Genomic DNA, 21,050 nt, shown 5'->3' with positions numbered 1-21,050 from the left:
CTCAGCCCTCCAGGAAGGCCGTCAGGGCGTTCGCCAGCAGATACGGGTCCTCGGCGCCGCACAGCTCACGCGCCGAGTGCATGGACAGGATGGCAACGCCGATGTCGACGGTGGCGATGCCGTGGCGGGCCGCGGTGATCGGCCCGATGGTGGTGCCGCACGGCATCGAGTTGTTGGACACAAAGCTCTGCCACGGCACCTCGGCACGCTCGCAGGCCGCCGCGAAGACGGCCCGTCCGCTGCCGTCCGTGGCATAGCGCTGATTGACGTTGACCTTGAGGATCGGCCCGCCGTTTGGCATCGGGTGGTGGCCCGGCTCGTGCCGTTCGCTGTAGTTGGGGTGGACGGCGTGCCCGGTGTCGGACGACAGGCAGATGGTGCCGGCGAAGGCCCGCGCCCGGTCCTCGTACGAGCCGCCGCGGGCGAAGACCGAGCGCTCCAGCACCGTGCCGAGCAGCGGCCCGTCCGCGCCGGTGTCGGACTGGCTGCCGTTCTCCTCGTGGTCGAAGGCGGCCAGCACCGGAATGCTGGTCAGCTCGCTCCCGGCGGCCGCAGCGGCGGTGAGCGCGGCCGTACCGGCGTGCACGGACACCAGGTTGTCCATCCGGGGGCCGGCCACCAGCTCGCGGTCGCGGCCCAGGTAGGCGGGCGCCTCGATGCTGTGCATCATCAGGTCCCAGCCCTTGATGTCGTCGGCCGGTATGCCGCTCTCCTCGGCGACGAAGGTGATCAGATCGCCCTCGGCCACCTCGCCCAGGCCCCAGATCGGCGTCATATGGCGCTGCTTGTCCAGCTTCAGGCCGTCGGCGTTCACCGAGCGGTCGAGGTGTACGGCCAGCTGGGGCACTCTCAGCAACGCCCGGTCGACGTGGACGAGCCGGTGGCTGCCGTCACTGAGCGTCACCCGCCCGCTCAGCCCCAGGTCGCGGTCGAGCCAGGTGTTGAGCAGCGTGCCGCCGTAGATCTCGACGGCGATCTGCCGCCAGCCCCGGGAGCCGGTGTCCGGAATCGGTTTGACGCGCAAATTGGGAGAGTCTGTGTGTGCACCGACAATCCGGTACGAAGTCGAGGCGCTTGCGCCCTCGGGGACGTACCAGGCGATGATCGCGCCGCCGCGCAGCACATACTTCCCGCCGGTCCCGCCGTCCCATTCATCGACCTCGGCGACCTGCCGGAACCCGGCCTTCTCCAGCCGCTCCGCCGCATTCGCCACCGCGTGGTAGGGCGACGGGCTGGCGGCGAGGAAGGACATGAGGTCGTCGGTGTGGCCGCGATCGAAGCGGGCGGAGTTGGTCATGGATTCAGCATAAGGAGCCGGACGCCGCATTCCCCGTGCGCAGGCATCGTGACTCCGCTCCCTTCCGGCCAGGATTTCCGTATTCGGGACGGGAAAGCCCTCTGGAGCGGGCGATTCCGGGTTTCCGGGCCGATGTCCCCGGCGTACGTGCCGCGCGGCCATGGCGGCCGGTGCGACCGTGGACCGGACATGACGAAGCCCGCCTCTCCGGGGGAAGAGAGGCGGGCACCATCAGTCTGAACGGCCAATCTGAGAGATGTCTAAGAACGGCCGCCGCGGCGGGGCCGCGAAACGCGCTCCTAGAAGGCGGCCTCGTCGAGCTCCATCAGCGACTGGTCGACGGACTCGGCCAGACCGCGCTGGACGCCGACACCCGGCAGCACGTTGTGCGCGAAGAACTTCGCCGCGGCGATCTTGCCGGTGTAGAAGGGCTTGTCCTTCGCCGAGGCGCCGGCCAGCTTCTCGGCGGCCACCGACGCACCCTTGAGCAGGAGGTAGCCGATGACGACATCGCCGGAGGCCATCAGCACGCGGGTGGTGTTCAGGCCGACCTTGTAGATGGACTTGACGTCCTTCTCGGTCGCCGCGAGGTCGGTCAGCATGGCGCCGACGATCGCCTCGAGGTCGGCGGCGGCCTTGGCCAGCTCGCCGCGGGCCTGCTCCAGCTCCTCGCCGCCGGTGTTGTCGGCGAGGAACTGCTTGATCTCGTCGGAGAGGGCGGTGAGCGCCTGGCCCTGGTCGCGGACGATCTTCCGGAAGAAGAAGTCCTGGCCCTGGATCGCGGTGGTGCCCTCGTAGAGGGTGTCGATCTTGGCGTCCCGGATGTACTGCTCGATCGGGTATTCCTGGAGGTAGCCGGAGCCGCCGAAGGTCTGGAGCGACTGCGCCAGCTGCTCGTAGGACTTCTCCGAGCCGTAGCCCTTCACGATCGGCAGCAGCAGGTCGTTGAGGCGGATCGCGGCGCTCGCGTCCTCGCCCGCGGCCTCCTTGACGAGGATCTCGTCCTGGACCGTCGCGGTGTAGAGCACCAGGGCGCGCATGCCCTCGGTGTACGCCTTCTGCGTCATCAGCGAGCGGCGCACATCGGGGTGGTGGGTGATGGTGACGCGCGGGGCGGTCTTGTCGGTGAAGGCCGCCAGGTCCGGGCCCTGCACGCGCTCCTTGGCGTACTCCAGCGCGTTGAGGTAGCCCGTGGAGAGGGTGGCGATGGCCTTCGTGCCGACCATCATCCGCGCAAACTCGATGATCTTGAACATCTGGCGGATGCCGTCGTGCTTCTCGCCCAGCAGCCAGCCCTTGGCCGGGTGGTTGGCGCCGAAGGTCATCTCGCAGGTGTTGGAGGCCTTCAGGCCCATCTTGTGCTCGACGTTCGTGGCGTAGGCGCCGTTGCGCTCGCCCAGCTCGCCGGTCTCCCAGTCGAAGTCGTACTTCGGCACGATGAACAGCGACAGGCCCTTGGTGCCCGGACCGGCACCCTCGGGGCGGGCGAGGACGAAGTGCACAATGTTCTCGGACATGTCGTGCTCACCGGAGGTGATGAAGCGCTTGACGCCCTCGATGTGCCAGGAGCCGTCCGCCTGCTGCACGGCCTTGGTGCGGCCGGCGCCGACATCCGAACCGGCGTCCGGCTCGGTGAGCACCATCGTGGAGCCCCACTGCTTGTCCACCATCAGCTGGGCTATGCGGTGCTGCTCCTCGGTGCCCTCCTCGTGGAGGACACCGGCGAAGGCGGGGCCGGATGCGTACATCCACACGGCCGGGTTGGCGCCCAGGATCGTCTCGGCGAAGCCCCACAGGAGGGAGCGGGGCGCAGTGGTGCCGCCGAGCTCCTCCGGGATGCCCAGACGCCACCACTCGGCGTCCATGAAGGCCTGGTAGCTCTTCTTGAAGGTGTCCGGAACCGGCGCGGTGTTGGTGTCCGGGTCGAAGACCGGGGGGTTGCGGTCCGCGTCGGCGAACGACTCGGCCAGCTCGTTCTCGGACAGCCGGGCGATCTCGGACAGCACGCTCTTGGCAGTGTCGACATCCATCTCCGCGAACGGTCCGGTGCCGTACACGCTGTCACGGCCGAGCACCTCGAAGAGGTTGAACTCGATGTCGCGGAGATTCGACTTGTAGTGCCCCATGGATACGGCTCCGTAAGGGTTCGGGAGGGAGGACCTCAAACGCAAATACCAGCAAGTAGCAAGTACCTACGATGATGCTACCCACCGGTAATAAGAATCAACCCCTACCGCCCATCTGTGACGAGCGTCCCCCGGCGAATCGCCGACTCAGTACGCTGTGGCGCATGTACGGCTACGACCAGAACGCGGGTGCAGGGCAGCAGCAGTACGGAGCGCCGCCCCCGCCGCAGCAAGCGGCCCCCGGGGGCTACGGCGAACAGCCGCTGTATCCCGAGCCGTCCCCGCCCTCCCTCGCCGATGCGGTGCGCGCCTTCACCACCGGCTCGATGTCGGCCGAGGACTTCCAGGGCATCTTCTCCACGTCCAAGATCTACTGCCCGCGTGGCGACAACCCCGGCTTCCTGGCGCTGCACAACACCCAGCAGCCGGTGATCCCGATGTTCACCTCCCTCAAGGAGCTGCGGCGGTACGCGGGCAAGGAGTCCAAGTACTTCGTGATCACCGGCGCCGAGGTGCTCGATCTGCTGCCGACCGGCTACGGGTTCGTCCTCGACATGGAAGGTGACCACCGGATGGTCTTCGACGCGAAGGCCGTGGAGCAGATGGTCGACTTCGCCATGCGTCGTATGTATGGCTGACCGCCACTGCTGTGCAGATGGCTGATGGCCGCCGCGGCGGCTGATGCGAGGGCCGGTCCCGGACGGGGGGCCGGCCCGAAGTGTGTGCGCCGGTCCGGCGCCGGAGCCGGTCCGGATCAACCCCTTCGACCTGCGGAAATACGCGCGGGAATGCCGCACGCCTTGCAGGTTGTTCACCATTCAACTAAGTTGAGCGAACGACCGAGGAGGCCGTCATGCCCGCTGTGACCGTAGAGAACCCGTTGACCCTGCCGCGTGTGGCGGCGCCCGTCGCGGCACACACCCGTCCCGTGCTGGCCGTTGCCACCGCTCCCAGCGGCTTCGAGGGCGAGGGCTTCCCGGTGCGCCGGGCGTTCGCCGGCATCGACTACAAGCACCTCGACCCGTTCATCATGATGGACCAGATGGGCGAGGTGGAGTACGCGCCCGGAGAGCCCAAGGGCACGCCGTGGCACCCGCACCGCGGCTTCGAGACGGTGACGTATCTGATCGACGGCACCTTCGTGCACCGTGACTCGCACGGCGGCGGCGGCGTCATCAACGACGGCGACACCCAGTGGATGACGGCCGGCTCGGGGCTGCTGCACATCGAGGCGCCGCCGGAGTCGCTTGTCATGTCCGGCGGTCTCTTCCACGGCCTCCAGTTGTGGGTCAACCTGCCGAAGAGCGACAAGATGATGGCCCCTCGCTACCAGGACATCGGTGGCGGCCAGGTCAAGCTGCTGACCTCGGGCGACGGCGGCGCGCTGCTGCGGCTGATCGCCGGTGACATCGACGGCCACAACGGTCCGGGCATCACGCATACGCCGATCACGATGATGCATGTGACGGTGAACCCGGGCGCCGAGCTCACCCTGCCCTGGCGCAAGGACTTCAACGCCCTCGCCTACGCCCTGGCCGGAAGCGGCTCGGCCGGTGCGGAGGGCCGCCCGTTCCGGATGGGGCAGGCGGTCGTGTTCGGCACCGGAGACTCGATCACGATCCGGGCGGACGAGTCCCAGGAGTCGCGCAGCCCGAACTTCGAGGTGGTGCTGCTGGGCGGGCAGCCGATCCGCGAGCCGATGATGCATTACGGCCCGTTCGTGATGAACACCCATGCCGAACTGGCCCAGGCCTTCGAGGATTTCCAGGCCGGCCGGCTCGGGAAGATCCCCGCCGGCGAGCACTGACGCCGCGTCGGCGGCAAGGGCGGTGTTTCACGTGAAACACCGCCCTTGACCCGTTTCGGGGTCCGCGCCCCGGGCCTTCGGCCGTGGTGGACTGTCCGGGTGCAAAACGACTCGGATGGATCGGACGGAAAAGGGCGCGACGCCGAGCCTGAACGGCCACTGCCCTCACAGCCGTTGCTGCCGGTCCAGGCCCGCCGTGCCGGGGCCTGGTGTCTGCTGGGGCTGCTGATCGCGGCCGTGGTGGCCCTCGTGGTGTGGCTGTGTGTCGAACTCAGCGCGGCGGTGACGCCCGTACTGCTGGCGCTGCTCGGCAGCGGGCTGCTCGGACCGCTCTACCGGCGGCTGGTGGCGATGAAGCTCAACCATTCGCTGGCGGCCGGGCTGACCTGTGCCGTTCTTGTGCTGGTGGTCGGCGGCGCCGGATACATCGTCATCAGTGCGCTGGTCGACACCGGTGACCAGATCATCTCCTCGCTCCGACAAGCCGCCAAGGATCTCTCCCAGCACTTCGGCGCGGCCGGTGCCTCGCTCGACGATCTCGCCTCCAAGTCCAAGGGGCTGGTCACCAAGTTCGGCGGCACCGCGGCCTCGGGGCTGCTGACCGGTGTCAGTGCGGTCGGCCAGTTCCTCGCCGCCGCGGTCCTGGCCCTGCTGCTGACCTTCTTCTTCCTGCGCGACTCCCACAAGGCCGTGCGCACGTTGAACCGCTGGGCGCCGGGCAGCTCCGCACCGCAGCTGGAGCGGATGGCCCGCCGCGGCTTCCAGTCCATCGAGGGTTTCATGCGGGGCACCACCTTCATCGCCCTGATCGACGCCATCTGCATCACCGTCGGACTGCTGATCCTTCGGGTGCCGGGCGCCGTCGGGCTGGGCGCGCTGGTCTTCGTCGGCGCCTATATCCCCTACCTCGGCGCCTTCATCTCCGGCGCCGTGGCGATCCTCGTGGCGCTGGCCGACCGCGGCTTCGTGATCGCGCTCTGGGCGCTCGGCGTCGTCCTGGCCGTGCAGGTGCTGGAGGGGCATGTACTCCAGCCGATGATCCAGAGCCGTACGGTCCATATGCATCCGGCGACGGTGCTGCTGGCGATCACCGCGGGCGCCAGCGTCGCCGGAATCCTCGGCATGCTGCTGTCCGTACCGCTGACCGCCGCCGTCACCGGTGTGCTCCAGGAGCTGCGGGCGTACTACGCCGAGGGTTCGGACTCCGGTGACACCGGACCCGCCGCGTCCCCCGCGTCCTCGTAGAGCTCGAACCACGTCGACTTGCCGTCCCCGCGCGGATCCACGCCCCACGCCCCGGCCAGCAGCTCCAGCAGCAGCAGACCGCGCCCCGACGACGCCAGTTCGCCGGGGCAGCGGCGGTGCGGCAACTCGTCGCTGCTGTCCGCGACATCGACGCGGATGCGCCGGGCGCCTCGCTCGCCGGCGATCTCGGCGACCAGCAGCGCGTCCCCGTCGGTGTGCAGCAGGACGTTGGTGACCATCTCGGAGACCATCAGCACCGCCGAGTCCACCTGGTCCGGGTCGGCCCAGTCGTGCAGCACATCACGGACCTGACGGCGCGCCTCGGCTATCCGCTCCGGCTCGGCCTGCGCGACGGAGAGCACGGTGCGCCGTACGGGCTGCGGGGTCAGCAGACCGCCGGTACCGATCCCGCAGCTGTCGCCCTCGCGGCGGAGCAGCAGTACGGCGATGTCGTCCTCGCGGCGGTCCGCCAGCGGCCCGGTGGTGTGATGCGACGGCGGTCCGTGCACGGCCTGGACCAGGGCGTCGGCGAGCCGTTCCAGGCTCTCGTCGTCCTCGCCGGGCTCATGCGCCTCGAGGATGTCGCGCAGGCGCGCCCAGCCGGTCTCCAGATCGTGGCCGCCGGTCTCGATCAGTCCGTCGGTGCACACCATCATGGTTTCGCCGGGCTCCAGGACGAACCGGGTCGTGGGGTAGTCGGTGTCCGGGACGATGCCCAGCGGCAGCCCGCCCGCGGTGGGCCGGACCAGCATCGTGCCGTCGCTCATCCGGATCGCCGGGTCGGGGTGGCCGGCCCGCGCGATGTCCAGCAGTCCCGTCGCCGGATCCACCTCGATGTAGAGGCAGGTCGCAAAGCGCTGGTCCTCGCCGTGGCCGCGGAACTCGGTCTCGTTGATCCCGGCCAGGAACCGGGAGGCGCGGGAGAGCACCGCGTCGGGGTGGTGGCCCTCGGAGGCGTAGGCCCGCAGCGCGATCCGCAGCTGTCCCATCAGGCCCGCGGCCCGGACGTCGTGGCCCTGGACATCCCCGATGACCAGGGCGATCCGGCCGGACGGCAGCGGGATCATGTCGTACCAGTCGCCGCCGACCTCCAGCCCGCCGCCGGTCGGGACATAGCGGGCCGCGACCGTCATCCCCGGGATGTCCGGCTGCACGGTCGGCATCATGCTGCGCTGGAGCCCCAGTGCCAGCTCCTGCTGCTCCTCCTGCACACCGGCCCTGGCCAGGGCCTGGGCCAGCATCCGGGCGACGGTGGTCAGCACCGAGCGCTCGTCGGGAGTGAACGCCACCGGCTGGGTGAACGCCGCCATCCAGGCGCCGATCGTCCGGCCCGCGTTCACCAGCGGCAGGAACGCCCAGGACGTACGGCGGAAGCGGGCGGCCAGCGGCCAGGTGGCGGGGTAGCGGCGGCTGTAGTCCTCGGGCGTGGGCAGATAGATGGCCCGGCCGGTGCGGATGACCTCGGCGGCCGGATACTCGGTCTCCCGCGTCATGGCGACGAACGGCCGCTCGTCGTCGGCATGGTGGCCGTGATGGCCGATCACCGACAGCCGGTCACCCTCGATGCCGAAGACTGCCAGCCCGTCCGGCATGAACCCGGGCATCGACAGTCCGGCGGCGACCCGCAGCACCTCGGCGGTGGACCGCGCCTCGGCCAGTCCCCGGCCCGCGTCCAGCAGGAACGCCTCGCGCGAACGGCGCCAGTCGCCCGTTATCGGGGTGTGCGCTGCGGAGGTCCCGGGCTGTGGCTCGGGCACCTCCTGAAGGGTGCCGACCAGCTCGAAACCGCCGTCGACGGTCCGGGGGCGGGAGCGGGAGCGGACGATGCGCTGCACCCGCCCGCGCTCGTCCACGATGCGCAGCCGGGCCTCGGCGAGCGTCTTCTCGGCGACCGCGAGCTGCACGATCCCGTTGATCTCGGCGAAGTCGACGGGATGAAAGCGGGAGCGCACCGCGGCCTCGGTCAGCTCCACCGGGGCGGCGGGCAGCCCGAGCAGCCGGGCCGCTTCGGCGTCGAGGGTCACCCGTCCCGATGCGTTGTCCCAGCGCCACAGGCCGGTCGCGATGGCGGCCAGGAGATCCTCGGTGCGCATTGCATCACTTTATGTGCCTTTGGAGGGGCCCGACCAGCGAGCCGGAAGTGACCATCGTCCCAGTCGGGAAGCCTCACCCGGCCCCGGGCGACGCTGATGCGTATATGTCAACGAAGACGTGCGGGCCGGGACGGTAACCTGGAGCGGTTATGTCAATCCTGGGGTGGCCTTTCGGGTGATCCACGGGGAGAGCGACCGGGCATCCGAGCCCGTACTCCTTTTCCTCTCCCTCTCCCGACAACTCCTCACCTCGACTCGCGACGACTTGGATGAGCGATGCATCGGTACCGGTCCCATAACTGCGGCGAGCTCCGAGCCGCGGACGTCGACACGGACGTCCGCCTCAGCGGCTGGCTGCACAATCGACGTGACCTGGGCGGCATCCTCTTCATCGATCTGCGCGACCACTACGGTCTCGTTCAGCTCGTCGCCCGCCCCGGCACCCCCGCCAACGAGGCCCTCGGCTCCCTGACCAAGGAGACCGTCGTCCGTATCGACGGCAAGGTCAGCGCGCGTGGCGCCGACAACGTCAACCCCGATCTGCCGACGGGCGAGATCGAGATCGAGGTCTCCGAGGTCGAGGTGCTCGGCGCCGCCGACCAGATCCCCTTCACGATCAACGCGGACGACGGCGTCAACGAAGAGAAGCGTCTCGAGTACCGCTTCCTCGACCTGCGCCGCGAGCGGATGCACCGCAACATCATGCTGCGCACCGCCGTCATCTCCGCCATCCGGCACAAGATGGTGACCCTCGGCTTCAACGAGATGGCGACCCCGATCCTGTCCGCGACCTCCCCCGAGGGCGCCCGCGACTTCCTGGTCCCCTCGCGTCTGCACGCCGGCAAGTTCTACGCGCTGCCGCAGGCCCCGCAGCAGTTCAAGCAGCTGCTGATGATCGCCGGGTTCGACCGCTACTTCCAGATCGCGCCCTGCTTCCGCGACGAGGACGCCCGCGCGGACCGCTCGCCGGGCGAGTTCTACCAGCTCGACATCGAGATGAGCTTCGTCGAGCAGGAAGATGTCTTCGGGCCCGTCGAGAAGCTGATGACCGAGCTGTTCACCGAGTTCGGCAACGGCCGCACGGTCACCTCCCCCTTCCCGCGCATCCCGTTCCGCGAGGCGATGCTCAAGTACGGCTCCGACAAGCCGGACCTGCGTGCCGAGCTGGAACTGGTCGATGTCTCCGACGTCTTCGCGGGCTCCGGCTTCAAGGCCTTCGCCGACAAGCACGTCCGCGCCCTGGCCGTGCCGGACACCGCCGACCAGTCGCGCAAGTTCTTCGACCAGCTGGGTGACTTCGCCGTCCAGCAGGGCGCCAAGGGCCTGGCCTGGGTCCGCGTGGGCGAGGCCCCCCAAGGCCTTGAGGGCCAGGGAGGTGCCCCCATCGCGCTCAGCGGCCCGATCGCCAAGTTCCTCACCGAGGACGACGTCAAGGCGCTGGTCGCCGCCCTGGACCTCAAGCCGGGCCACGCCGTCTTCTTCGGCGCCGGCGAGTTCGACGAGGTCTCCAAGATCATGGGCGCGGTCCGTGTCGAGGCCGCCAAGCGCGTCGGCCGCTTCGTCGAGGACGAGTTCCGCTTCTGCTGGATCGTCGACTTCCCGATGTTCGAGAAGGACGAGGACACCGGCAAGATCGAGTTCTCGCACAACCCCTTCTCCATGCCGCAGGGCGGCCTGAAGGCGCTGGAGACCAAGGACCCGCTGGACATCCTGGCCTGGCAGTACGACATCGTCTGCAACGGCACCGAGCTGTCTTCCGGCGCCATCCGTAACCACGAGCCCGAGGTCATGTACAAGGCCTTCGCGATCGCCGGTTACGACAAGGAGACCGTCGAGGCGGAGTTCGGCGGCATGCTCCGCGCCTTCAAGTTCGGCGCCCCGCCGCACGGCGGCATCGCCCCCGGCGTCGACCGCATCGTCATGCTGCTGGCCGACGAGCCCAACATTCGCGAGACCATCGCCTTCCCGCTCAACGGCAACGCCCAGGACCTGCTGATGGGCGCCCCGAGCGAGGTCGAAGAGGCGCGCCTCAAGGAGCTGCACCTCACCCTGCGCAAGCCGCAGGCGAAGTAGGCATCACCCAGGGGCGATACCGCCCCACGACGGGCCGGGGCGGCGTTTCACGTGAAACGCCGCCCCGGCCCGTTTGCTGTCGGGCGGACGGCCGCGGGGTGCGCGTCGGAACGGGCCCCGACACGGCCCGCATGCCCCGACCGCCGCACTCCTGTGGCCGGGCCCCGGCACGGCCCGCACTGTGGTGCCCATGCAGCAAGCCAGTCTCCTCTCCGCCAGGTCCGCCCTGGGGCCGCCGGCCCATGCGACGCGGCGGCCCCTCCCGGCCGGCGATCTGTGGTGGCTCACCGCCGTGGCCGCCGTCTTCACCGCCTGCCTGCTCGCTTCCGCGCTCGTCACCCCTGGCCTGGGGTGGGACGAGACGGTGTACGTCAGCCAGGTGGACCCTCATGCGTCGGCCTCGTTCTTCAGCGCCCCGCGCGCCCGCGGCGTCACCCTCCTCCTCGCCCCGGTGGCCGCCCTGACGACCTCGGCCACCGTGCTGCACTGCTACCTGGCGGTGCTCTCCGGCGTCGCGCTCCTGCTCACCCTGTGCATCTGGCGGCGCCTGCTGCCCGCCCCCGTACCGGCCCTGGGCGGTGCGCTGTTCGCCGGTCTGTGGATCACGCTCTTCTACGGTGCGCAGGCGATGCCCAACCTGTGGGTCGGCTACGCCGCGCTCGCCGCCACCGGCTGCTTCCTGCGGGCCGTGCGGAAGCCGTCCCGTCAACTGGCCCCGCGCGCCGACCGGGGCGCGGCCGCCGGGCTCGCCGCCGCGGTGGCCGTGGCCGCCCTGATGCGCCCCACCGACGCCGTCTGGCTGGCCGTGCCGCTCTTCGCCGCAGCGTTGTGCGTACCGGCCTGGCGGCGCCCCGCCGTGCTGCTGGCGCTGCCGGCCGGCCTGGCCCTGGGGTGCGCCGAGTGGGCCGTGGAGGCGTATCTGTCCTACGGCGGCCTTCTGGCACGGTTGCGGCGGGCCGGGCAGATCCAGGGCGGCCTCGGCTGGCATCTGTCCTTCGACGACCACGCACGGGCACTCCAGGGCAAGACGCTGTGCCGCCCCTGTCATCTGACCTGGGAACATCCGGTGACGGCGGTGTGGTGGCTGGTGCTGCCGCTGGCGGTCGCCGGAGCGGTGTGGGCGGTGCTGCGCGTGCGCGAGCCCCACGGTGCGCTGCACGGGTACGGGCCTGCGGCGCGCAGCGGCGCCTGGCACCCCCTAGGGCTGGCGCCCATCCGGCCGGGCAGCCTCGTACCGGACCCGGCGGGCGACCCCGGGCCCGCCGACGGGCGGTACGGCTCCGGTCCCGCCTGGTCGGTGGTGCGCCTCCGCGACCCGCGTGGCCCGCTGCACCGGTACGGACCGTCTCCCGTCATCCTCCCGGCGCTGGTCGGCCTCTGCCTCGCCGCCCCCTACCTCCTGACGGTGGACTACGCCGCCCCGCGTTTCCTGCTGCCCGCCTACGCGCTGCTGATGATGCCCGCCGCCTGGTTCCTGTACTGGCTGACCCGCCTGCCGCGCCACGGGCACGCCTGGGCGGTGGCGCTCCTCGTCCTCGCGCTGACGGGCCACGAAGCCATCCAACTGGCGATCGCGCACACGATGGTGCGGAGCACCGCACGCTCCCAGGCAGGGATCGACCGGATCACCAAGTCGCTGCGCGCGGCCGGCGTCCGGCCGCCCTGTGTGGTGAGCGGTGAGGAAGCGGTACGGGTGGCGTATCAGACGGGCTGTGCGTCCCGTCAGCCCGCCGGTCACGACGCCACCATCACCCCCGCGGGCCTGGCCCGGCTGGGCGCGGGCCGCCCGGTCGCCGTCGTCGTGGCCGGCGGCCACAAGCCGCCGGCCTACGCCCGTGGCTGGCGGCGGGTGGCCCTGCCGGCGGTGCCGGACTTCACCTCGCTGAGCGCCTATGTGTCCCGGCCCGACCGGCACGCCAGACCCGCCCGGCCCGCCCGGCACTGAGCCAGGGCCCGCCCGGCGGCCGTCCGCCGCCGCCCGGACATGCGCGCGCCCGTCCGGCCGCAAGGGCCGGACGGGCGCGTGGGCGGTCCTCAGGTGTCCGCGCCGCGGACACGCGCGCTCGGACGGGCCTGCCGCTCCGGTGCTCCGGCCGGCAGCGGCGCCCGGGTGCGGGCCGGGCCTACTGCTCCGCGCCGCCGAAGCGCTCGCGGTAGGACTCCAGGTCCTCCTCGGTGATCTTCGCGAAGAGCACCGGCGGCACCGTGAAGGGCGTCCCGGCCGGCACCGAGGCCAGCGCCTTCGCCTCCTCCGGGGAGACCCACACCGCGGTGTCGTTCTCCAGGGTGAACGCGCCGCGCATCGCCTTGGCCGATGCCGGAATGAACGGCTCGGAGAGGACCGCGTACAGATGGATCAGGTTCATCGCCGTACGCAGGGTCAGCGCCGCCGCGTCCTTGTCGGTCTTGATCTCCAGCCACGGGGCCTTCTCCTCCAGGTAGGAGTTGCCCGCGCTCCACAGGGCACGCAGCGAGGCCGACGCCTTGCGGAACTGGAGGGCCTCCATGTGGCCCTCGTACTCCGCCAGCAGTGAGGCGATCTCCTCGCCCAGCTTCTGCTCCGCGGCACCGGCCTCGGCGCCCGCGGGCACCTCGTCGCCGAACCGCTTCCGGGAGAACGACAGCACCCGGTTGACGAAGTTGCCGAGGGTGTCCGCCAGGTCCTTGTTGACCGAGGACGCGAACAGCTCCCAGGTGAAGGAGGTGTCGTCCGACTCCGGGGCGTTGGCGATCAGGAAGTAGCGCCAGTAGTCGGCCGGCAGCAGCTCCAGCGCCGCGTCCGTGAAGATGCCGCGCCGCTGGGAGGTGGAGAACTTCCCGCCGTAGTAGTTCAGCCAGTTGAAGGCCTTGAGGAAGTCGACCTTCTTCCACGGCTCGCGGGTGCCCAGCTGCGTCGCCGGGAACATCACGGAGTGGAACGGCACATTGTCCTTGGCCATGAACTCCGTGTACCGGACGTCATCGGCCTCGTACCACCACGACTTCCAGTCGCGGTTCTCCGGGTCGACGTCCGCCCACTCCTTCGTCGAGCCGATGTACTCGATCGGCGCGTCGAACCATACGTAGAAGACCTTGCCCTCGGCCGACAGCTCCGGCCACACATCGGCCGGCACCGGAACGCCCCAGTCCAGGTCACGGGTGATCGCCCGGTCCTGGAGGCCTTCGGTCAGCCACTTGTGCGCGATGGACGAGGCCAGCGTCGGCCACTCCTTGCTGCCGTTGCCGTCCAGCCAGCCCTCGACCTCGTGCTGGAGCTTCGACTGGAGCAGGAAGAGGTGCTTGGTCTCGCGCACCTCCAGCTCACCGCTCCCGCTGATCGCCGAGCGGGCGTCGATCAGGTCGGTCGGGTCGAGTACCCGGGTGCAGTTCTCGCACTGGTCGCCGCGCGCCTTGTCGTAGCCGCAGTGCGGACACGTACCGACGATGTAGCGGTCCGGCAGGAAGCGGTCGTCGGCGACCGAGAAGACCTGGCGGATCGCCCGCTCCTCGATGAAGCCGTTCTCGTGCAGCTTGCGCGCGAAGTGCTGCGTCAGCTCCACGTTCTCCCGCGACGAGCTCCGCCCGAAGTGGTCGAAGTCGAGGCTGAAGCCCTCGTAGATCGCCTTCTGCTTGTCGTGCTGCTCGGCGCAGAACGCGTCGACCGACTGCCCCGCGTCCTTCGCCGCCAGCTCGGCCGGGGTGCCGTGCTCGTCCGTCGCGCAGATGTAGAGGACATCGTGCCCGCGCTGCCGCATATACCGCGCATACACATCGGCCGGGAGCATGGACCCCACCATGTTGCCCAGGTGCTTGATCCCGTTGATATACGGAAGGGCGCTGGTGATGAGGTGTCGAGCCATTGCCGGCTGCTCCCAAGTCGCTACGGTGAGTGAGGATTTGCTTTACGGAACGTCAATATCGTACTGGACGGGGTGGGGGTGGCTGCGCGTGCTTTTCGGGGGCCACCGCCCCGTACCGCACCCTACGGACCGGGCCGCCGGGGCCCGACCCCCCGGGCCTCGCCCGTACGCGCCCGGCCCGTGTGCCGCGCCCCGGAGGCGTGCTCCTGCCCCGCCCTCACACCGCCGCGTCCGCCGACGCCGCACTGTCCGCCGCCGGGGCCTGGCCGCGCTTCGGGGCCCGGCCGTTGACCAGCAGTCCGGCGACGAGAGCGGCCAGCAGCATGATCGCCGACCCCACCCCGATGGCGACGGTGAACCCGTCCACCACCCCGCTCTTCACGATCGCCTCCCGCGCCGCCGGGGTGAGCCCCGGCCCCCCGCTCTTCCGGGCCGCGTCCGCCAGGTGATCCGCGATATACGCGGCACTCGTCGAGGTCGCGATCGTGTTCAGCAGCGCCGTACCGATCGAACCGCCCACCTGCTGCGCCGTGTTGACGGTCGCCGAGGTGACGCCGGAGTCGTGCGGTGCCACCCCGGAGGTGGCCGTCGCCATCACCGGCATGAAGGTCAGGCCCATGCCGAGGCCGACGAGCAGCATGGCCGGCAGTACATGCGAGACGTAGGCGGGCTCGGCCGTCAGGAATGTCAGCGTGAAGAGCCCCGTGGAGGCGAGCAGGGCACCCGGGACCATCAGGAACCGCGGTGGGATGCGATGCAGCAGCCGCGCCGATATCTGTGTCGCACCGACGACGATCGCCACCACCATCGGCAGGAAGGCCACCCCGGTCCTGACCGGTGAATACCCCAGCACGGTCTGTAGGTAATAGGTCATGAACAGGAACATCCCGAACAGCGCGATGACCGCCAGCGCCATGGTCAGGAAGGCGCCGCCGCGATTCCGGTCCCGCACGATGTGCAACGGCAGCAGGGGATGCCGCGCGCGCGTCTGCCACCACGCAAAGACGCCCAGCAGCACCACACCCCCCACCAGCAACCCGAGGACCAGCCCGTCCCCCCAGCCCCGCGGCTGCGCCTCACTGCACCCGAAGACGATCGCGACCAGACCGCCGCATCCCAGGACCACGCCCGGAGCGTCCAGGTGGACGCGCCCCCGCTCGGGCCTGTCATGCAGAAAGACGGCAGCGCCGATGAGGGCGAGCACGGCGATCGGGATGTTCACATACAGGCACCAGCGCCAGTCCAGGTATTCGGTCAGCAGCCCGCCGGCGATCAGCCCGATGGCCGCGCCCCCGCCGGCAATGGCCCCGTAGACCCCGAAGGCCTTGCTCCGCTCCTTTCCGATGGTGAACGTCGTGGTCAGCAAGGACAGCGCGGACGGCGCCAGCAGCGCCGCAAAGGCGCCCTGTAGCGCCCGCGCCCCGAACAGCAGCCCGGACCCGGTGGCCGCACCGCCCAGCCCGGACGCGATGGCGAAGCCGACCAGCCCGATCATGAAGGTCTTCTTGCGTCCCACCAGGTCGGCGATCCGCCCGCCGAGCAGCAGCAGTCCGCCGAACGCGAGCGTGTACGCGGTGATCACCCACTGCCGGTTCGCGTCCGACATCCCCAGGTCCCGCTGGGCCGACGGCAACGCGATATTCACGATGGTCGCGTCCAGCACCACCATCAACTGCGCAATCGCAATCACCACGAGCCCCCACCAGCGCCGCGGATCCGGCTCCGTCCGCGCGGCCCAACGGGGAGTACGGGAACGGGGAGGGGTAGCGGGGCCTCCCTCCTGGCTCGCGTCACTCATCACGACCCGCCTCGCTCGGCTGGTACGGCCACCCCGGCCACCCAGCCGCCCACACCGGGAGCAACCGGATCAAACGGAGCGCTTCACCCATTCAGCCTAGGGAGCGGGGCGGGGGCTCGCCTCTTGTGGTGAGGAGGGCGGGGGCCTGCCGCACGGAGGGATCTGCGGCTCGCTCCGCGAGTGACCTGTCGTGTGGGCACACGACACCGGCCGCGGTCGGGCCGCGGGGGCCCGGCCGCGGCCGGTGAGGTGTCGTAACGGGGGTGGAGGAGCGGTCAGTTGTCCTTGATGACGCCCGCGGTGCGGGCCTCGGCGAGCCACTCGGGGAACTCGACCATCAGCTGCTGGTAGAGGTCGTCGTGGGAGAGGCCGCGCGGGTCGCGGCCGGCGTGGAAGAAGCCGGCGTTGTCGACGACGCGCTTCTCCGGGACGGCCAGGTCGTCGAGCTTGCGGAGGAAGTCGAAGCCCTTGGCGTCCGGGTCCCCGAAGCCGATGAACTGCCAGAAGAGGGGGAGCCCGGCCGCCTCGCAGAGCGCCTTCTCGGCGGCCGGCTTGGAGGTCGGGGCACCGTCGGTCTGGAAGATGACGAAGGCCGGGGCGGTGGAGCCGGACTTCTTGTAGTGCTCGATGACGGCGTTGATGGCCCAGTGGTAGTTCGTACGGCCCATGTGGCCGAGGCCGGCGTGCAGTTCCGCGATGCGGCCCTCGTAGTTGGTGAGGTCGATCTCGGCGGTGCCGTCGATGTCGGTGGAGAAGAAGACGACGGGGACGGTGGCGTCGTCGTCGAAGTGCGCGGCGAGGCCGAGGGCCTGCTCGGCGAGGTTCTGGACCGTGCCGTCCTTGTAGTAGTTGCGCATCGAGCCGGAGCGGTCGAGGACCAGGTAGACGGCGGCGCGCTGGGTGGCGAGGCCGTGCTTGTCCAGGGTGGCGGCGGCGGACTTGTAGAGGCTGAGGAGCGCGGGGGCCGTGGTGGGGAGGGAGGCCGCGGCCTTGGCTTCGTCCTCTGCCGTGGGCTGGTCCTCTGCCTTGGGCTTCGGCTCGGTCACGGGCTCGGTCACCGGCTCTGCGGTGGGTTCCGCCTTCGCCTCGGCCTTCGTCTCCGGCTTCTCCGCCGGCTCGGAGGTGGCCACCGGTTCCGCAACGGCCTTGGCGTCAGCCTCGGCCACTGCCTTGTCCTCGGGCTCTGCGACGGCCTCCGCCGCGGGCTCGGCCACCGGTTCCGTCACCGGTTCGGCCGCGACCTCAGCCGTCACGTCCGCCTCAGCCGTCACCTTCGCCTCGGCCTCCGGCTCGGCCACCGGCTCCGCCTCGGGCTCCGGCTTCGGCTCCGTGGACGCGGCGGCCGGTTCGACGGCAGCCGCCGACGCCTGGCCCGGGTGGTCGAAGGCCTGGCTCACGAGGTCGGAGACGGTGTCGGAGGTGGCCGGGGCGGCGGCCGTGGGGGCCTCTTCCGCGGGCTCGACTGCCGTGGGCTCGTCCTTGTCGTTGCCGCTGTCCTCAAGGGCCTTGTCCTTGGCGGCGTCCGCGGTGGGCTTCTCGGCCCCTTCGGCCCCTTCGGCCCCTTCGGCCCCTTCGGCCCCTTCGGCCGCTTCGGCCGCCTCGACGGCCGACGGCTCAGCGGCGACCGGCTCGGCGGCGACCGGCTCGGCCGTCGCGGGGGCCTCGGCCGCGGCTTCGTCCGCCCGCGCCGTGGAGGTCTCCGCCGCACGGTCGCCGCGGTCCGCCGGGCCGCCCTGTGCCGGCAGCGTCGCGGTCGTCGGTGCCGGGTCGGTGTCGGGGGTCTCCTTAGGGGCCGTTCGCGCGGCCGGGACCTCGGCTTCCGGGGTGGTGGCGGCCGGGACGGACTCTTCGCGAGCCTCCGGGATGGTCGCGGACTCCGGCTTGTCGGCGCCGCTCGGGGCCGCGCCGGTTTCTTCACGGGTCGCCTTGGAGCGACCGAAAGCGTTGCGCAGCAGACTCCGAATGCCCATCGGCGAACCTCTCTTGCGTGTGGTGGGTGCGGCGTATGTCCGTGAAGCACAGACATGTCCCTGACCAGGACGGATACGTAAGAGTAGCGGCCGACACCGGCCTCATCGTGGGACCCCGCGCCTTGTGTGGTGGGCCATCCGGGGGTGTTGCCGGGGCGGAGGGTTTTGGTCGGCCCCGCCCGGGTGCGTTCGCCCTGCGTACGGCGTTGTGCGGCCGTCCGTACCGCTCCTGCGGCGTCTCAGAACCTCCTCGGCCGTCCGCAAAACCTCCACGGCAGTCCGTGCGGCCTTCCCCGACGGGACGTACCCATTGACCGTCCGGTACGCATCGACCGGCCCTGACCGTACGCATCGTGTGCCCCGGACAATACGCACCGACTCCCTGGTTCTCCTCAGGCCCCCTCCTCAGGCCCCCTCCGCGGGCCCCCTCCCCGGGCCGTCCTGGCCCTCCTCAAGAGCCTGTTGACCGCCCGTACGGTGCCGCGCGGGCCTGTCGTATCCCGGGATTCGCCGGGAGTTCATGTTTGCGTCGTCATACGGCGGGGCGGCCCCCTTAGCGTCACCGCGAATCGCACCTCGCGAATCGCGAACCGGACGCCGTCGTGCGTTCCGCAGCCTTACTGAGGGGGAAGTGTGCGCAAGTTCCTGCCGCTGATCGGCTCGCATCCTGGCGGGCGGTCGGCCATGACGTGCCGGTACCGCTGTGGTGACGCCTGTTTTCATGAGACGCCGAATGTGAGCGGCAACGACTATGTCGGTGATGTCATCGCCGGCGCGCTGTCGCGGCGTTCGATGGTGCGGGCCGCCGCGGTCGTGACGGTCGCGGCGGCGGCCGGCGGCGTGGTGGACGGGGCGGTGGCGCCACCGGCGGTCGCGGCGCAGGAGCGCGGCCGGGAATCCCGCGGTGGGAAGGGACACCGGGCCGCGCGCGGGCTGCGTTTTGCGACCGTGCCGCCGAACACGGCCGACGCGGTGGTCGTCTCCGAGGGCCATGCCCAGAACGTCGTCATCCGGTGGGGTGACCCGATTCTGCGGGGGGCGCCGGCCTTCGATCCGGACCGGCAGTCGGCGAAGGCGCAGGCGGGGCAGTTCGGTTACAACAACGACTACATGGCCGTGCTGGACGTGCCGGACGAGCGGCACCGGCAGCTGATGGTGATCAACCACGAGTACACGGACGAACAGTTGATGTTCGCCGGATACGACGCGGAGGCGCCGACGCGGGAGCAGGCCGAGATCGGCTGGGCGGCGCACGGGCTGTCCGTACTGGTCGTACAGGAGGAGCAGCGCAGCGGCCGGCTGACGGCGGTGACCCGGCACCGGCTCAACCGGCGGATCACCGGCACCACGCCGTTCGAGGTCAGCGGTCCGGCCGCGGGCAGCGACCTGCTGAAGACGTCCGCCGACCCCGAGGGAACCCGGATCCTCGGGACGCTCAACAACTGCGGTGGCGGCATCACGCCGTGGGGAACGGTGCTCTCCGGCGAGGAGAACTTCAACCAGTACTTCGCCAACGGGGACAGCGTCACCGAGCCGACGGCGGCCGCCCGGCTCAAGCGGTACGGGATCACCGGCGGGGCGAGCCAGCGCAAGTGGGAGCGGTTCGACCAGCGCTTCGATGTGGCGCGTGAGCCGAACGAGGTGCACCGGTTCGGATGGGTCGTGGAGATCGATCCGTACGACCCGGACGCGACGCCGCGGAAGCTGACGGCGCTGGGACGGTTCAAGCACGAGGCCGCCGAACCGCGGCTGACGGCCGATGGCCGGCCCGTCCTGTACATGGGCGATGACGAGAAGTTCGATTACTTCTACAAGTTCGTCTCCCACAAGCGGATGAAGCGGGGGAATTCGCGGGCCGCGCGGGAGCACAACCGGACGTTGCTGGACGAGGGCACGCTGTATGCCGCCAAGTTCAGCGGTGACAGCGCGGGCGAGATCGACGGCTCCGGGAAGCTGCCGAAGGACGGCGCGTTCGACGGGGCGGGGGAGTGGATTCCGCTGGCGAGCGGTGACACCTCGTATGTACCGGGGATGACGGCGGAAGAGGTGTACGTCTTCACGCGGATCGCCGCCGACAAGGTGGGCGCCACCAAGATGGACCGGCCGGAGGATGTCGAGCCCAGCCCGCGCACGGGGCGGGTGTACATCGCGCTGACCAACAACAGCGACCGGGGGAAGACCGGCAAGGCTCCGGCCGACGAGGTCAATCCGCGGAACGGGAACAAGCACGGGCAGATCCTGGAGCTGAGCGAGCGGCGGGACGATCCGGCGGCGGACCGTTTCCACTGGCGGCTCTTCCTCGTCTGCGGTGATCCGGAGGACCCGGCCACCTATTTCGGCGGATTCCCCAAGGACCAGGTCAGCCCGATTTCCTGCCCGGACAACCTCACTTTTGATGTGCACGGAAATCTGTGGATATCGACGGACGGGAATGCGCTGGGCAGCCATGACGGGCTGTTCGGGGTGGCGACCGCGGGGGAACGGCGGGGTGAGGTCAAGCAGTTCCTGACGGTGCCCACCGGGGCCGAGACCTGTGGGCCGGTCGTGCAGGAGCGGCGGGTGATGGTCGCGGTGCAGCACCCGGGCGAGGTGGACGGGGCGAGTGTGGAGAAGCCGGCGTCGCAATGGCCGGACGGGGAAGGCGAGTTGGTCCGGCCTTCCGTGGTGAGTGTGTGGCGCGAGGACGGACGGGACATCGGGATCTGAGGGACGTCAGGGGCTCGTGGGGCGGGGACCGGCTCCCCGTCCCGCGGGCTCTCCGGCCCGTCCACGGTCGCGGGCCCCTTCCCCACATCACGCCGG

Annotated in this window: 12 protein-coding genes; 6 read left to right on the top strand and 6 right to left on the bottom strand. The window is 70.4% G+C overall.

Annotated elements, in window-relative coordinates:
- Position 1: 1 nt before the first annotated feature.
- Entirely contained in the window at positions 2-1,297 is a 1,296-nt protein-coding gene (locus IF67_RS0121400) for a M18 family aminopeptidase (protein ID WP_030987988.1), read from the bottom strand.
- 299 nt (positions 1,298-1,596) lie between these two features.
- Positions 1,597-3,423, bottom strand: a complete 1,827-nt coding sequence (locus IF67_RS0121395) for an acyl-CoA dehydrogenase (RefSeq protein ID WP_030987986.1) — start codon at positions 3,421-3,423, stop codon at positions 1,597-1,599.
- A gap of 164 nt (positions 3,424-3,587) precedes the next feature.
- Between IF67_RS0121395 and IF67_RS0121390 the strand changes: the two genes are divergently transcribed.
- From IF67_RS0121390 to IF67_RS0121380, 3 genes are all read left to right on the top strand, one after another.
- Complete coding sequence (locus IF67_RS0121390) at positions 3,588-4,061, top strand: SseB family protein (RefSeq protein ID WP_030075592.1); 474 nt, start codon at positions 3,588-3,590, stop codon at positions 4,059-4,061.
- A gap of 215 nt (positions 4,062-4,276) precedes the next feature.
- On the top strand, positions 4,277-5,230 hold the full coding sequence (locus tag IF67_RS0121385) for a pirin family protein (protein WP_030987984.1): 954 nt from the start codon (positions 4,277-4,279) through the stop codon (positions 5,228-5,230).
- 159 nt (positions 5,231-5,389) lie between these two features.
- Positions 5,390-6,475, top strand: coding sequence for an AI-2E family transporter (locus IF67_RS0121380; RefSeq protein ID WP_420708701.1), 1,086 nt, complete (start codon positions 5,390-5,392; stop codon positions 6,473-6,475).
- Here the strand turns inward: IF67_RS0121380 and IF67_RS0121375 are convergent.
- A complete protein-coding gene (locus tag IF67_RS0121375; RefSeq protein WP_030987978.1) occupies positions 6,415-8,568 on the bottom strand; it encodes an ATP-binding SpoIIE family protein phosphatase in 2,154 nt (717 codons plus the stop codon). The two genes, IF67_RS0121380 and IF67_RS0121375, sit on opposite strands and share 61 nt — an antisense overlap.
- A gap of 276 nt (positions 8,569-8,844) precedes the next feature.
- Between IF67_RS0121375 and aspS the strand changes: the two genes are divergently transcribed.
- Together aspS and IF67_RS0121365 are read left to right on the top strand one after the other, a co-directional pair.
- The gene (gene aspS, locus IF67_RS0121370) at positions 8,845-10,641 is read left to right on the top strand and encodes an aspartate--tRNA ligase (protein WP_030987975.1); all 1,797 of its coding nucleotides are present in this window, start codon (positions 8,845-8,847) and stop codon (positions 10,639-10,641) included.
- Between the two features lie 190 nt (positions 10,642-10,831).
- Entirely contained in the window at positions 10,832-12,586 is a 1,755-nt protein-coding gene (locus tag IF67_RS0121365) for a hypothetical protein (RefSeq protein WP_051818393.1), read from the top strand.
- Positions 12,587-12,764: 178 nt separating this feature from the next.
- On the opposite strand, the gene metG is transcribed toward IF67_RS0121365, so the two are convergent.
- From metG to IF67_RS40820, 3 genes are all read right to left on the bottom strand, one after another.
- Positions 12,765-14,480 carry a methionine--tRNA ligase gene (metG, locus tag IF67_RS0121360; protein ID WP_030987972.1) on the bottom strand — a complete coding sequence of 572 codons (1,716 nt, stop codon included), beginning with the start codon at positions 14,478-14,480 and terminating at the stop codon, positions 12,765-12,767.
- Between the two features lie 217 nt (positions 14,481-14,697).
- A complete protein-coding gene (locus IF67_RS0121355; protein WP_030987970.1) occupies positions 14,698-16,173 on the bottom strand; it encodes an MFS transporter in 1,476 nt (491 codons plus the stop codon).
- A 380-nt stretch (positions 16,174-16,553) separates the two neighbouring features.
- The gene (locus IF67_RS40820; RefSeq protein ID WP_030987968.1) at positions 16,554-18,248 is read right to left on the bottom strand and encodes a vWA domain-containing protein; all 1,695 of its coding nucleotides are present in this window, start codon (positions 18,246-18,248) and stop codon (positions 16,554-16,556) included.
- A gap of 633 nt (positions 18,249-18,881) precedes the next feature.
- Between IF67_RS40820 and IF67_RS0121345 the strand changes: the two genes are divergently transcribed.
- Entirely contained in the window at positions 18,882-20,954 is a 2,073-nt protein-coding gene (locus IF67_RS0121345) for a PhoX family protein (protein WP_030987966.1), read from the top strand.
- Positions 20,955-21,050 lie beyond the last annotated feature (96 nt).

The sequence above is a fragment of the Streptomyces sp. NRRL S-1813 genome, from assembly GCF_000719605.1.
Taxonomy (GTDB): Bacteria; Actinomycetota; Actinomycetes; order Streptomycetales; family Streptomycetaceae; genus Streptomyces; species Streptomyces decoyicus.
This window is presented reverse-complemented; position numbering and strand designations above follow the sequence as displayed.

Excerpts from the sequence above, each read along its gene's own strand:
- IF67_RS0121400 (WP_030987988.1), bottom strand. The coding sequence starts at position 1,297 with ATGACCAACTCCGCCCGCTTCGATCGCGGCCACACCGACGACCTCATG.
- IF67_RS0121395 (WP_030987986.1), bottom strand. The coding sequence starts at position 3,423 with ATGGGGCACTACAAGTCGAATCTCCGCGACATCGAGTTCAACCTCTTC.
- IF67_RS0121390 (WP_030075592.1), top strand. The coding sequence starts at position 3,588 with ATGTACGGCTACGACCAGAACGCGGGTGCAGGGCAGCAGCAGTACGGA.
- IF67_RS0121385 (WP_030987984.1), top strand. The coding sequence starts at position 4,277 with ATGCCCGCTGTGACCGTAGAGAACCCGTTGACCCTGCCGCGTGTGGCG.
- IF67_RS0121375 (WP_030987978.1), bottom strand. The coding sequence starts at position 8,568 with ATGCGCACCGAGGATCTCCTGGCCGCCATCGCGACCGGCCTGTGGCGC.
- aspS (WP_030987975.1), top strand. The coding sequence starts at position 8,845 with ATGCATCGGTACCGGTCCCATAACTGCGGCGAGCTCCGAGCCGCGGAC.
- IF67_RS0121365 (WP_051818393.1), top strand. The coding sequence starts at position 10,832 with ATGCAGCAAGCCAGTCTCCTCTCCGCCAGGTCCGCCCTGGGGCCGCCG.
- metG (WP_030987972.1), bottom strand. The coding sequence starts at position 14,480 with ATGGCTCGACACCTCATCACCAGCGCCCTTCCGTATATCAACGGGATC.
- IF67_RS40820 (WP_030987968.1), bottom strand. The coding sequence starts at position 18,248 with ATGGGCATTCGGAGTCTGCTGCGCAACGCTTTCGGTCGCTCCAAGGCG.